This window comes from Marinobacter panjinensis (assembly GCF_005298175.1).
In the GTDB taxonomy this organism is placed as follows: Bacteria; Pseudomonadota; Gammaproteobacteria; order Pseudomonadales; family Oleiphilaceae; genus Marinobacter; species Marinobacter panjinensis.
Window position 1 is genome coordinate 3,081,153 of record NZ_SZYH01000001.1, and the last position, 12,612, is coordinate 3,093,764.

Annotated in this window: 13 protein-coding genes; 2 read left to right on the forward strand and 11 right to left on the reverse strand. The window is 58.3% G+C overall.

All coding sequences use genetic code 11. From position 1 onward, the window contains the following. Positions 1–5 precede the first annotated feature (5 nt). Together FDP08_RS14120 and FDP08_RS14125 are read left to right on the forward strand one after the other, a co-directional pair. Positions 6–728, forward strand: a complete 723-nt coding sequence (locus tag FDP08_RS14120; protein ID WP_137436764.1) for a hypothetical protein — start codon at positions 6–8, stop codon at positions 726–728. Between the two features lie 104 nt (positions 729–832). Next, entirely contained in the window at positions 833–1,630 is a 798-nt protein-coding gene (locus FDP08_RS14125) for an Ntn hydrolase family protein (RefSeq protein WP_137436765.1), read from the forward strand. A gap of 99 nt (positions 1,631–1,729) precedes the next feature. Here the strand turns inward: FDP08_RS14125 and vapC are convergent, their stop codons facing one another. The 11 genes from vapC to FDP08_RS14180 all read right to left on the reverse strand — a co-directional run bounded on the left by vapC (position 1,730) and on the right by FDP08_RS14180 (position 12,593). Continuing rightward, a complete protein-coding gene (gene vapC / locus FDP08_RS14130; RefSeq protein WP_137436766.1) occupies positions 1,730–2,131 on the reverse strand; it encodes a type II toxin-antitoxin system VapC family toxin in 402 nt (133 codons plus the stop codon). After that, positions 2,128–2,322, reverse strand: coding sequence for a type II toxin-antitoxin system VapB family antitoxin (locus tag FDP08_RS14135; protein ID WP_137436767.1), 195 nt, complete (start codon positions 2,320–2,322; stop codon positions 2,128–2,130). The genes vapC and FDP08_RS14135 overlap by 4 nt, the downstream gene beginning before the upstream one ends. 84 nt (positions 2,323–2,406) lie before the next feature. Then, positions 2,407–3,585, reverse strand: coding sequence for a magnesium transporter (locus FDP08_RS14140; RefSeq protein WP_170979034.1), 1,179 nt, complete (start codon positions 3,583–3,585; stop codon positions 2,407–2,409). A gap of 81 nt (positions 3,586–3,666) precedes the next feature. Next, entirely contained in the window at positions 3,667–5,043 is a 1,377-nt protein-coding gene (locus tag FDP08_RS14145; RefSeq protein ID WP_345789451.1) for an MFS transporter, read from the reverse strand. Between the two features lie 26 nt (positions 5,044–5,069). Then, complete coding sequence (locus tag FDP08_RS14150; protein ID WP_137436770.1) at positions 5,070–5,591, reverse strand: methylated-DNA--[protein]-cysteine S-methyltransferase; 522 nt, start codon at positions 5,589–5,591, stop codon at positions 5,070–5,072. Beyond that, positions 5,588–7,102: a DNA-3-methyladenine glycosylase 2 family protein gene (locus tag FDP08_RS14155; RefSeq protein WP_137436771.1), complete on the reverse strand. Its 1,515-nt coding sequence runs from the start codon at positions 7,100–7,102 to the stop codon at positions 5,588–5,590. Before FDP08_RS14155 ends, FDP08_RS14150 begins: the two co-directional genes overlap by 4 nt. A 124-nt stretch (positions 7,103–7,226) precedes the next feature. After that, on the reverse strand, positions 7,227–8,975 hold the full coding sequence (locus FDP08_RS14160; RefSeq protein WP_137436772.1) for an ArnT family glycosyltransferase: 1,749 nt from the start codon (positions 8,973–8,975) through the stop codon (positions 7,227–7,229). A 9-nt stretch (positions 8,976–8,984) separates the two neighbouring features. Next, positions 8,985–9,653: a TVP38/TMEM64 family protein gene (locus FDP08_RS14165; RefSeq protein ID WP_137436773.1), complete on the reverse strand. Its 669-nt coding sequence runs from the start codon at positions 9,651–9,653 to the stop codon at positions 8,985–8,987. Position 9,654: 1 nt separating this feature from the next. Continuing rightward, positions 9,655–10,401: a glycosyltransferase family 2 protein gene (locus FDP08_RS14170; RefSeq protein WP_137436774.1), complete on the reverse strand. Its 747-nt coding sequence runs from the start codon at positions 10,399–10,401 to the stop codon at positions 9,655–9,657. Positions 10,402–10,494: 93 nt separating this feature from the next. Then, positions 10,495–11,916 (reverse strand): ATP-binding protein, encoded by a 1,422-nt coding sequence (locus FDP08_RS14175; RefSeq protein ID WP_137436775.1) that lies wholly within the window; start codon positions 11,914–11,916, stop codon positions 10,495–10,497. Continuing rightward, positions 11,907–12,593 carry a response regulator gene (locus tag FDP08_RS14180; protein ID WP_137436776.1) on the reverse strand — a complete coding sequence of 229 codons (687 nt, stop codon included), beginning with the start codon at positions 12,591–12,593 and terminating at the stop codon, positions 11,907–11,909. The genes FDP08_RS14175 and FDP08_RS14180 overlap by 10 nt, the downstream gene beginning before the upstream one ends. Between the last annotated feature and the right edge of the window lie 19 nt (positions 12,594–12,612).

A 12,612-nucleotide genomic window follows, 5' to 3' on the forward strand; every position in this document is an offset into this window, starting at 1 on the left:
AAAGCGTGGCGCTTTTGGTTCCCTCCGCTGGCGCTCCGGCGCCGGTTAACTCAGCGTTATGCAATCAGAGAAGTCATATTCCGATGGAAATAGAAGACCTCAAGAGTATTAGAGATCAGCATGATATTTTCGGAAAAAAGCTTTTTGCAATCTGTGATGGCAACCTGTTTCCAGCAAACGCTCTTTATTTGTCCATCCTAAATAGATCTCTGGAGATTTTTGATGGATTTGTGCTCTTGGCGGAACACGGAAACTATAGTTGCTGCATGGCTATGTTAAGAATGCAGCTCGATAACGTCATGAGATTTTATGGGATTCTTATCACCAAAGATCCCCACGCAACGGCCAATTTAGTTTTAAACGGAACACATCTCTGTAGGCTAAGCGATGTGAAGGGTAAAAAGCTCACAGATACCTATTTGACCAAGAGGTTAGGTGCCCAGAACGACTGGGTAGGACGCGTTTATAAACTCACTTCTGGATACGTTCACCTTTCAGATCAGCATTTTTATCACTTTCTTGGTCGTAGCAAGGCGTCCGATCAGGCGGAGCGACATTATTATCTCAGTTCAAATGACTCCCATGTAGATCCAGTTCATAAAGAGCAGCTTGTTCAGGCGTTTAAGGTTACTACGGTAGGTATTTTTGAGCTGTTTTATGAGTGGGAAAAAATATCGAGGAAATACAACCCTGATACACTATTCCAAGAATATGCTAGCAATGCATAACCAGTCATTTCAGTACGTTCCGCCCCTATGGGGCCTCCACCGGACCGGCTTGTGCCGCTACGCTACACAAACCGGCCGCTGAATATTGGCGTTAGGATTCCAAAATGACATGGATCGTCGGTAGAACGTTTGTGGCGGGTTACGCAGCAATTATCTCCGATGTACAAGTAACGTGGGGGTCTCAGTCTGCCGACTGTCTGAGAAAGGTTTATGCAATAGCGCCAAACATGGCGTGCGGATTTTCTGGAAGCGTCGAGACAGGTTTTAAGCTTCTTGCAGATATGAGGAAGTTTGCAGTAGCCCATGGTGCTGACGAAAAGATAATTAGTCCGAGGAGATTCCTTCAGGAATGGCATCGGTCAGGTAGAAGAGAATTTGAGAAATCGCCTGTTACGGAACAAAAGCTAGGTTGCTCGCTTTTGTTAGCAGGCTTTTCGCCGAGAGAGTCCATAGGGAATAATGTTTTTTCGCCACGCACTGACATAATCGTCATGCGACATTCCGATGGATTTCAACCACAGGTGAAGGTTCGCAACCAAGCAACGTCAGTAGGTTCGGGCAGCACGAAAGAAAAGTATGCAATGTTTTTGGACGACCTCAATGAACCCGAGAACTCTGTAATGACTGAGAGTGATCACGGTTCGCTAGGCAAAGCCGGTGAAACGTTGGCTTTCCTTACCTCAATAATGATGCGAAAAAATATAAAAGCTGGTATCAGCCCACATGTTCACTGCACATTGGTAGGTCCCTTTGGGGTATGTTCTGAAGCGGTAGATTTCAATTACATCAAGGGTGACGAAAAAATCGAGCACAAAATGCCTCCCGTCGCCGAAACTTACAGTGATTTCAAAGATTTTGAGAGAAAATTCGTCGGATTCGGAGGTGCGTTGGCACTTGCCTGAAGTTGGGCGCTATCAATCAAATCCTAACAAGTGCAGGCACGGCGACGCCCACTACATTGCGCCTTCGGCTCCATTCCGCGGGCGCGCATGCTGCTAGCGTTATGTTCCTCGCAGGGCAGGTTCAAGCCCAAGGTGATCAACAAAAGGGAGAAAGTCGCGATCCAAAAACAGCAGGGGTAGCTCCTTCTCTATGCAGAACGTCGCGATGATCACGTCGGCAGTCTTTCTGATGGAAATGCCTTTTTTACAAAGCGCTCGATAATTGTCGGCGCATTTGGCTGCCATATCTTTGCCAAACATCTCATATTGATCCAGCGAGAGCAGACTTTGTTTGGTCTGACGGTATTGTTTGTCGTTGCGGATGCCTTGCAGGATTTCCAGAAATATGAGGTCGCCGATGGCGACGAATCCTTGGACTATTGAGGCATCCAGCAGGTCAGTTTGCGGGTTTTTGACTCCGTTGAAATAGTCGATCCAGACGCTGGTATCTACCAGTATCATCGGGCGCTCCGCATTTCATCCAGGTTGCCTTCCCACTTGATTTTGCCTCGCAGCTTTCGAATTTCCTGCTGCTTGCTCAGTTGAACCAGAAGTTTCAGACCTTGCTCAACGGCCTCTTTTTTGGTTTCGTAGCCGGAGGCTTTGAGGGCTTCGGCCATCAACTGATCGTCAATGACGATGTTCGTTCTCATGTTGTACCTATGTGTATGGTTTCCGATTTCTATACACAATCTAGCGCTTCGGGGAGAACATAACCATTGGCTGCGCAGCGGGCGCTACAGCACCAGCGAGGTAGCCAGGAACAGCATCAGGCCCATGCCGATAATGTCGGTGAACGTGGTCAGGAAGATACTGCTGGCGGTGGCCGGGTCAGCGCCGAAGCGTTTGAGCAGCAGTGGCACCGCTACGCCGAAAATGCCGCTACCCATGCAGGCGCCGACCATGGCGATAAAGATGACCAGGCCAAGCATGGCCGGGTTGGCGGAGTCGGTGGTCACGGCGTAGGCGAACATGGCGATGCCGGCAATGACGCCCACGGCGGCGCCATTGAGCGCGCCCAGCAGGATTTCCTTGCGCAGCAGCTGGCTGATCGGATAATCCTTGATTTGTCCCAGGGTGATACCCCGCAGGGTGATCGCCAGTGCCTGGCAGCCGGTGTTGCCGCTCTGCCCGGCAAGTACGGGCAGGAAGGCGGCCAGGGCGACGATCTGGGCGATGGTGCTCTCGAACATGCCTACCACGAAGGCAGCGGCGAAGGCAGTGATCAGATTTACCTGCAGCCAGGGGTGGCGCATGCGGAAGGCGGCGAGCACCGGTGTGTTGATCTGCTCCTCTTTCGCCACACCATACTGGGAGCCGGCCTGGGCGCTCAACTCTGTGGCGATGCGTTCATACAGCTTCCAGCCGCGCACCTCGCCGACCACGTGCTGTTGCTCGTCCACCACCGGGTACATCCGGTAGTGCCGGTAAAGCACCTCGCTGACTGCGTCCTCGACGCGTGTGTCCTGTTGAAAGGCGAAGGGCTCGGGCACCATGATGCTGGCCAGGGACTCGGAGGGCTTGGAGAGAATCAGGTCGCGCATGCCCACTACACCTACAAGGCGATCCTCGTTGGTGACGAATATATAGCTGATCTCGGACACGTCGGCGCTTTTCACCATGAAGGTCAGCGCTTCGGCGACGGTATAGCTGTCCGGCAGCGTCGCCGTTGGCGGGGTCATCAACTCACCGATGGTTTCTTCCATGCCGGAGAGCACCGCGCGGGTGGCGGCGGCGTCCGGGGCGGCCACCTCGCCCAGGTGGGAGGCGATCACCAGCGCCTGTTCCGCAGGCAACCGGGAAAGAATGAACTGGATATCGTCTGCCGGCAGCCGGACCAGTTCCTCGGCGGCATCCCGGGGTGCCAGTTCGCGGATATGCTCCACCCGCTCGGTCAGTCCCATACTGTGTGACATGTCTCGGTCCGCCCTCTGTGTCTGTATCCAGACTATAACAGGCGGCGCCACCGACGGCATGCCGCAGCCATCACAGTGGAATCACGCTGATGGGCTTTCGGGTTTCCTGGTTTCCGTCACAGGCACCTTCAACATCAACAGAAAGCCAATGACCAGGAACACCAGGATGGTGCTCATACCCCAGCGCTGGCTGTCGGTAACCGCGGTAACCCAGCCTACCAGCAAGGGGCCCGCAAACGCGGTGGCTTTGCCGGAAAAGGCGAACAGGCCGAACATCTGGGTTTGCAGGTGGGGTGGGGCTACGCGGGCCAGGTGGGAACGGCTGGCGGATTGCAGTGGCCCCACGAAAATGCCCAGGATCATGCCCCAAACCCAGAACGCCGTAGTGCCGTCTACCACCAGGATACCCAGCGCACTGGTGCCCAGCCCTGCCAGCGATAGCAGGATGGTGTTGCGACCGCCAAGAGCATCGTCAATCCAGGCAAAACCCAGGGCGCCCAGCCCGGCCGTTACGTTCAGGGCAATGGCGAATTGCAGCACTTCCGTGGAGCCCATGTTGAAGGTGCCGGCGGCGTATACACCGCCGAACGTAAAGATGGTGGCCAGGCCGTCGGTGTAAAGCATGCGGGCAATCAGAAAACGCACGATGTCTTTGTACCGACGAACGTGGGCGATGGACTCTTTCAGTTGTACGAATCCGGCCCGGGTGGCGGCTGCCAGGCCCAGGCCGGTGGATGGACGGTCAGGAATGAAGAAAAAGGCCGGGAGGGCGAACACCAGGTACCAGACAGCAACGAGAACGAAGGTGGCGCGCACGTGCTCGGCTTCGTCCCGGTTCAGGTTGAACAGGGTGGCATCGGTTTCGATAAAACCGTACAGCGCTACCACCAGGCTCAGAACACCCCCGACATAACCCAGCCCCCAGGCCCAGCCAGACCAGCGCCCGGTGCGTTCCGGGCTGGCCAGGTCCGGCAGCATGGAGTTGTAGAAAATGAAGGCGAATTCCGCACCAAGGGTGCCGAGGCCCACCCACAGGGCAGCGTTCCAGAACTGGTCCTGTTCCGGCGTGACGGTCCACAGCATGGCGCAGGAAACCACACACAACAGGGTAAAGGTGATAAACCAGGGTTTGCGTCGGCCCGACTGGTCGGCAATGGCGCCGAGAATGGGCGCAAGGATAGCGATAATCACGCCGGAAATGCCCACGATATAGCCCCAGGCCTCGGTACCTTTCACCTCGTTCTGCATCACTGACACACTGAAGTACTGGGCAAACACAAAGGTGAGGATGATGGTGAAAAAGGCGCTGTTGGCCCAGTCGTAAAAGGCCCAGGACCAGAGTGCGCGTTTGTCTTCCTGCTGCGCGCGCGAGGGCTGGGCTAAGGGCGTTTGCGGTGGCATGCGGGCGGGGCTCCTGTTCCTTGCAAGGGATATCCGTGCGCTGATTGTCGCCGTTATCGGTGCCGATGCCCAGCCCTGTCTGGTTAAACCGCCTTCAGGCTCTCAGCCTCATGGTCGAGCAGCCAGGCCTTGCGTTCCAGGCCGCCGGCGTAACCGGTTAGTGTACCGTCAGCACCGATTACACGGTGGCAGGGGATCAGGATGGCCACCGGGTTGAGGGCATTGGCCCGCGCTACGGCACGCACGGCCCTGGGGTTACCCAGAGTTTCGGCCAGCGCCCGGTAGGAGCAGGGCTTTCCCGTGGGAATGCCGGTGAGCCCCTGCCACACCTGTTGCTGGAAGTCGGTCCCGGTTAACCGGAGATCGTTCCATGGCAGCGGCTGCAAGACCCCGGCGAAGTAGGCCTCCAGCCACTGCGTAATGGCTTCGGGGGCGGACCGGGGCTGTTCCTGCCATTGGGCGTCACGGAAGCGCCGTGTTTGCAGGGTGTGCATGCGCTCGTCGTTGCCGTCAAAGTCCAGGTGAACGAGTTTGCCGTCTACCGTGGCCAGGCTGAGTGGGCCAATGGGGCTGGGAAAGCGGCTGACAGTGATTGTTGTGCTCATGACATTGTCTCCTCCCGGGCTGGGTGGGTGGCCAGTGATGTCCACAGGTACTGGGCTGCATAGGCCCGCCATGGACGCCAGCGCTCGGCGTAATGGGTTAGAGCCTTGGCGTTTGTCGGGCCACCAAGATGGGCAGAGGCCTTGAGTATGCCCAGGTCGCTTGCCGGGAACGCATCCGGATCGCCCAGGCCACGAAGTGCCAGGTAATTGAGTGTCCAGGGGCCGATACCACGCAGGGTGGCCAGTTGCTCCAGCAGGGTGTTGCCGTCCAGTTCGGCAAAACCGGGCTCGGCAAACCGGGCCGCGACTTGTGCCAGGGTGTCTGCGCGGTTACGGGGCAGCCCTATGTTGATTGGCGGCTGGTCTGCTATCGCTTCTGGCTGCGGGAATCGGTGGGTGATTCCTGTACCAGCCGTCAATTCATCAGGAAGTGGGGTGCCCTGGCTGGCAACCAGCCTGCCTGCAAGCGTGCGGGCGGCGGCAATGGATATCTGTTGTCCCAGGACAGCCCGAAGAGCGAATTCAAACCGGTCCCAGCAACCAGGTACCCTCAGGCCGGGATGTTGCGCAACCAGAGGTTGCAACAGTGGGTCCTGGGACAGGTGGTCGGTGATGCCGGGAAGGTCGGCATCCAGATCAAACAACCGGCGTACTTGCGCGCTTACCTCCAGGATGGCCTGGCGTGCCGGACCCCGCAGGATAACCTGCACGCCCTGCGGGGTGGTTTGCGGGCGGCAGATTACCAGCCCTGGTTGCCCCCGCACAGACACGGATCGCGCGTAATACTGTTTGCCCACCGCCTCCAGCCCGGGAATGGCGCGGGCGCGGAAATAAGTCAGCAATTGGTCGCCGTCAAAGGGCGAGCGTGCCTGGAGGAACAGTACAAGGTCGTCGCGGGCTGGCAAAAAGGGGGCGTCGGGAGTGTGCGGGGCATCGTTTGCAATGGGTTTAAGCCCACGACGGTAGGCCGTGGGCGCGTCGCCATAGGTTTCTTTCAGAGTGTGATTGAAGCGGCGCAAGCTGCCAAAGCCGGCGATATCAGCAATTTCGGTCATGCTCAGGTTGCTGTCCACGAGAAGCTGTCGGGCTCGTAACAGGCGCCGGGCCTGGGCATGTTGCTGTGGGTTCACTCCGGTGTGGCGCTTGTAGAGCTGGCGCAGGTAGCGATCGGTAATGCCAAGGCGCTCCGCCAGGTCGGATACCGTGCCTGTGTCCAGGGCGCCCTCCTCCACAAGCCGCACAGCTCGTGCCAGCGTGGTATGAACGCCGGCAGCTGCGGGGCTGCCAGGAGCCGCTTCAGGACGGCACCGCAGGCAGGGGCGGAAACCATTGGCCATGGCGGTTTCTGCTGATGGGTAAAAGCGCACATTGTCCCGCTTTGGGGTAACAGCGGGGCAGATCGGGCGGCAGAAAATTCCGGTGGTCAGCACAGCGGTGTAGAAGCGCCCGTCGAAACGGGGGTCCCGGGTTTTCAGTGCCTGATAGCAGAGGTCGTCAGTCAGTGTGTCCATGTCTGGAAGTGTACCAGTGCGGCGCGGGAAAACTCGCCGAATTCGGAACTGATGCTTTTCAAACATCCCCGCGCCAAGAGCTGTTTTCCGGGCTTTACTTCCACACTACAAACCGAGTGACAGCTTACCTCTGCCAGTCGCCGGGTGTTGGCGTGGTAAACCACTCAACCTTCTTCGGTGGCGCGCAGCTGGGCTCCATGTGTTTGTCACTGAGCAAAAGATAGCTCTCCCGGTGTGCGGTACCCAGAAAAATAGCCCCTTTATCGGTGAAGCACCGAAGATCATGATGGTCTTCGACAATAAGGTAGCTGTCCGCCGTTTTGCTCATCCACAGCCAAGCATTGCGCTCTTCCTGTTCACGGTTGCTGAAATAGCTGAAATGCGTGAAATCGAGCCGGGAGAACAGGATGAACTGTTCCTTGAAATCAATCATGCCGATCTGTGCATTGGACGGAATTTTTTGTTCAGCGGCAGCAAGAATATTGCGAGGGGTACGCAGGGGTTCGAGAATGCGATAACCCCAGGTTGTGTAGAGCAACCAGCTGACCATCAGAGCAATAAAGAAGCGCCCCAGCGCCTCAGTGCGCCAGAATACGCCGAGACTCAACAGCCATATCATGCCAACGCTGAAGACCAGTGTTCCGGCTTCATGCAGGCGCGCCGGGTCCTGGCTGTAATCAGACACTTTTTTAACCAGTCCCGGGTGATCGTTCCAGGCCATGATGCCCACGCTTATCAGGGCAATGGCGAGCAGCAAATGCAGCCCCGTCAGTATTGGTGGAAACCACCGGGCTGGCTGCCGGGTGCTCAGTGCCGGTGCAATGGCCAGGGCGAGCATGGGTAATGCCGGCAGGACATACACCCCACGTTTGCCTGGGCTGATACTGAAAAACACGATAACCAGAACGATCCAGGCCAATAGAACCATGATAACCGGGCGTTGCCGGATCGTTTCTGCCATTGGTCTTAGCAAGCCCAGCAGCAATAACGGTAGCGGGAACCAGAGTGAGGGAATGACACTGGTCAGGTAGTAATGCCAGGGCTGGATATGGCCCCACGAGTCTGCATAACGTTCGCCGGTCTGCTTGAACAGAATGTTGTCTCTGTAGGCGAGAGCTTCTTCTGTGCCCAGGCTGTTCACATAGAGCACCATGGGGATCAGCCAAGCTGCGACGACAGCGAGCATGGCCAGTGGGCCGAGGGCGCAGCGCCAGGTGAGTGTGTCGGAAAAAAGCTGGCGGTTCCGCAGCCCGAGTACCAGAATCGGGATAAGCATGAATGCGGGCAGAAACCCGACACCCTTGGTGATAATTCCGAGCCCCATGAATGCCCAGGCGGCAAAATACCAGCCCCAGGCCGGTCCAGTGAAAAAATGCCGGATCAGGCCATAGCAGGCGACGGTAATCCAGCAGGCTACCATGGCATCGATCTGGGCCTTCTGGGCCTGAATCAGAAACTGCGGTGCGAGCATCAACAGCAACACGGCGATGGTGCCGGTACGCGGGTTCCATAGCCTTGCACCCAGATCAAATACCAGCCCCAGGGTCAGCAGGCTGCAAAGTGCATTCGGCAGCAGGAAGGCGACTTTCAGGCTGCCAGTTAACCAATAGAACAGGGCAATGCTCCACATGAAGACGGGAGGCTTGTCCGGATAGAGCTCGCCCCCTCTCATGGGGATCAGCCAGTTACCGGAAGCCACCATCTCCCTGGCGACCTCGGCAAAGCGCGGTTCGTCGGCAGGCCACGGGGATCGCAGACCGATGCCGGTGAGGATCATCACTGCGGCGAATGCCAGCAGCACCAGCAGTAGCCGGTTCCGCGAAAGGTTGAAAACGTATTCGGGGAGATGGCGAACAAAGGGTGATGCGGGCATGGTCCAGTCTCAGGGATGATCAGAAACAGAGTCGGCCAGGTCTCGGGCCCTGTGATTCCGGTAGAGTGATGCCCCCATCAGTGAGGCCAGGGCAAACAGAACAATACTGAGCAGCAGCTGGTAACGGTCGGCGTTGCCGATCCCGGATCCGGCCAGGGCGAAAATCGCCATTTGGGGCAGGTATCCGAGCGTGCTCCCTATCAGAAACGGGACGAAACGGATGCCGGAGCAACCGGCCACCAGATTGGTCAGCAGATTGCTACCTACCGGCAGCAGGCGAACCATCACTATTTTCTGCAGGGTCTGCTCGCGAAACAGGTCATCAAACCGACGCATCTGGTGACTGAAGCGGAGGCTCAGCGAGTCGCGCAGCAGCCAACGAGCGGCAAAAAAACAGCCGCTGGCGCCGATGGCCGTTGCCAGTGATGAAAGTAACGCGCCGTTGATGCTTCCGAGGGCAAACCCCATTGCAAATGCGAGCACTTGCCGGGGCGCGCCGAGGCCGGTGAACACAGCACCGGCCACTGTGATAAACACAATGCCGGCCGCTCCGTGGCTGCCGAGGTAGCTGGCCAACCGGTTTTCATCGGTCAGGACGTTCAACCAGCCGGCATCAAAGGCCAGGTAGCCCACCAATGCCAATGCTGCGAAGAACAGCCCGCGGGCGAGGTTCTGCATGTCAGACTGCTTGCGAATCCAGAATCCGGGAAATGACGGGCACCCGGGTCCTGCGCAATAGCCACATGACGCCTATAAGATCGAGGATGCCGGCCCAGGTCCGGTTCCAGGCGCTGTACTTGGACACACCACCATTGCGCGGCCGATGATTGACTTCCACAACTCTGATTTCACCGCCAATCGCCTTGACCAGCGCGGGTATGAACCGATGGCCATGGTCGAACCAGGGCAGTTTGAGGAAGGTATCCCGTGGAAACAGCTTGAGCCCGCACCCCGTGTCCGGAACACCATCGTGCAGCAAGGCATTACGAACCCGGTTGGCAAGCCGCGACTGGAGACGTTTCCAGGCGGTGTCTTTGCGCTTTTTGCGATAGCCGGCGATGCAGAAGTCGGGTGCCAGGATCGTATTGGCTTTTTGCAGCAGCGCGGGTATGTCGGCCGGGTCGTTCTGGCCGTCGCCGTCCATCGTTACGATCAGGCGACCGCTGGCGTGCCTGATGCCGGTGGCGAGGGCTCCGCTCTGGCCGATACTCCGCTCGTGCCGGACTGTCACCAGCCGGCCACAGGCGGCTTGGGCCGCTTTCAATGCCGTGTCCAGCGTCTGGTCACTGCTGCCATCGTCAACCAGAACCACTTCAAAGCCCCGGTAATCCTGCATCACATCAAAGGCTTCGGTCAGCAGGCTGGCGATGTTTGTCTGTTCGTCCCTGGCGGGGATCACCATTGATAGCGTTTGTTCCTGGCTCATAAAGGCATTCCTTCGGTAGCAGGCGTGGCATCGGGGCCGGCTTTGGCCCCATCGTCAGGAACTGCAGTATCCGCCTGCAACCTTAATTCAACCTTAAGCCCTGTGGATTTGCCGGGCCGGCTGGGCCGGAAGCCAGATGCTGACACAGAGTCCACTCTGACCGTCGGTCCGGTCGCTGAGGGTCAATTGGCCACCATGGAGTTCGGCGATGCGGCGTGCGATGGCGAGGCCAAGCCCGGCACCGCCGCCCCGTCGCTGGTCAAGCCTTACGAAACGGCTGAGCGCCCGCTCGCGCTCTTTTGCAGGAATGCCCGGGCCCTGGTCGCACACGGTTATGAGGTAGCCGTCACCGGCGGGCACCAGGCGGGTGGTAATGGCAGTGTGCTCCGGGCTGTACTGAATGGCGTTGGCGAGCAGGGAGCGCATCAGTGTGTTGATCAGGGCACTGTGGCAGCAGGTCAGGGCCTTGCCGGCTTCGTCTTCGAGTATTGGGTCGATGTCCTTTTTCAGGGCCAGCGGCGCGACGTCTGCAATGCTCTGTTCCAGAATCACCGAGAGGTTATGGTAGCCCGGGCGGAAGTCGGTACCGGCATCGACCCGATTGAGCAGCAGCATTTGCTCAACCAGATGCACCATGCGGTCGACGGACTGGATCAGGTCCCGGAATTGTTCCGGATCCTTCTCACAGATCTTCTCGAGGTTCAGACGCAGCGCCGTCAATGGTGTTCGCAGTTCGTGGGCGGCATCGGCAGAGAACCGGCGTTCCCGCTCAAGAGCCTGGTTCAGACGCTTGAGCAGGCTGTTCACCGCCTGCACCAGCCCCGCCACCTCCTTGGGTGCCTGCCGGTCGTCGAGGGGATGGATGTTTTCCGCGGCCATGTGGCGGATGGGGCGCTCCAGTCTCCGCAGGGGGCGGAATCCCAGTTGGATGGCGGCACTGGCGGCAATCAGCAGCAGCGGCAGTGCCAGTAACAGAGGTAGTACATTGCCAAGAGCCAGTTCCTGACTCAGCTCCTCACGGATGTCTTCACGCTGGGCGGTACGGATCCAGAAGCCGGTGGCCGGGTCCTGGAGCGTGAAAACCCGCCAGCGGTGCCCGCTGGACTCGGCCCAGGAGTAGCCCGGAACCAGTCCCTCGGCATCATCGGCCTTGAGGGTGTCCAGCAGCGGTTCGCGATCAGGTGTCCAGACCTCAAAGGCCAGTTTTTTTTCATATTTGTGCCCGGTTCCGTCCGGCAGGATTTCATCATCGTCGGCCTCGAAATCGATGTCCATATCGTCGGAGCGCGGCAGTGCCAGTGTTTCACTGAGGGTTTGCGGTAACTGTTCCAGCGACTGGGTATCAGCCAGGTGGCGAACCAGGCCCTGGACGATCCGTGTGCTCTGGGCCAGTTCGGCATCGAACAGCTCTTCCAGCTCATGGTTGCTCTCGATGTAACTCCAGGCGGCGGCGATGAGCGCAACCAGCAGAACCGTTGAGGTCACCAGCAGTGTCAGGGTGCGGGTCAGGGACACTCCGGCACCCCGGCTGCAGCCTGGCTGTCGAGCAGGTAGCCCACGCCACGAATGGTACGGATGGAAGCCTTGCCAACCCGGCGACGCAGGTGATGGATATGCACTTCAAGGGCATTGCTTTCAGCGCCCTGATCCCAGCCGTACAGCTGTTCTTCGAGGCGCCTGCGGGTGGCAACCTGGTCGGGATGGCGCATCAGGTAGTAAAGAATCTGGAACTCACTTCGGGGCAGTGTGATGGTCTCGTCGCCCTTGATGAGCTGACCGGAGTCCGGGTTAAGTACCAGCTGTCCCACCGTCAGGCCCTGTTGAGGCAAAGAGTTGCCCCGGCGCGTGATCGCCCTGATCCGGGCCTTGAGCTCGGCCATGGCAAAGGGTTTGGTCAGATAGTCGTCTGCACCGGCATCAAGCCCGTTGAGCTTTTCATCGAGATCCGCCCGGGCGGTAAGAATGATCACCGGTGTCTGGATGCCCTGTTTCCGGGCACCCTTCAGAATATCGAGCCCGTCCACTCGTGGCAGTGTGAGATCCAGAATGGCCAGATCAAAATGTTCATTGATGAGGGCGTTCATGGCCTGCTGGCCATCGTCCAGCCAGTCAACTGTGTTCTGGTCGTCGCGCAGCATGCCCAGCATGGTGTTGGCCAGGTGGTGGTCATCTTCTACGAGCAATATCCGCATGGCGGGTCCTGTTACCGGT

What these genes read in the sequence shown, in the direction of transcription:
- FDP08_RS14125 (WP_137436765.1), top strand. Translation starts at nt 833, where the DNA reads ATGACATGGATCGTCGGTAGAACGTTTGTGGCGGGTTACGCAGCAATT.
- FDP08_RS14165 (WP_137436773.1), bottom strand. Translation starts at nt 9,653, where the DNA reads ATGCAGAACCTCGCCCGCGGGCTGTTCTTCGCAGCATTGGCATTGGTG.
- FDP08_RS14180 (WP_137436776.1), bottom strand. Translation starts at nt 12,593, where the DNA reads ATGCGGATATTGCTCGTAGAAGATGACCACCACCTGGCCAACACCATG.
- FDP08_RS14150 (WP_137436770.1), bottom strand. Translation starts at nt 5,591, where the DNA reads ATGAGCACAACAATCACTGTCAGCCGCTTTCCCAGCCCCATTGGCCCA.
- vapC (WP_137436766.1), bottom strand. Translation starts at nt 2,131, where the DNA reads ATGATACTGGTAGATACCAGCGTCTGGATCGACTATTTCAACGGAGTC.
- FDP08_RS14135 (WP_137436767.1), bottom strand. Translation starts at nt 2,322, where the DNA reads ATGAGAACGAACATCGTCATTGACGATCAGTTGATGGCCGAAGCCCTC.
- FDP08_RS14140 (WP_170979034.1), bottom strand. Translation starts at nt 3,585, where the DNA reads ATGTCACACAGTATGGGACTGACCGAGCGGGTGGAGCATATCCGCGAA.
- FDP08_RS14170 (WP_137436774.1), bottom strand. Translation starts at nt 10,401, where the DNA reads ATGAGCCAGGAACAAACGCTATCAATGGTGATCCCCGCCAGGGACGAA.
- FDP08_RS14160 (WP_137436772.1), bottom strand. Translation starts at nt 8,975, where the DNA reads ATGCCCGCATCACCCTTTGTTCGCCATCTCCCCGAATACGTTTTCAAC.
- FDP08_RS14155 (WP_137436771.1), bottom strand. Translation starts at nt 7,102, where the DNA reads ATGGACACACTGACTGACGACCTCTGCTATCAGGCACTGAAAACCCGG.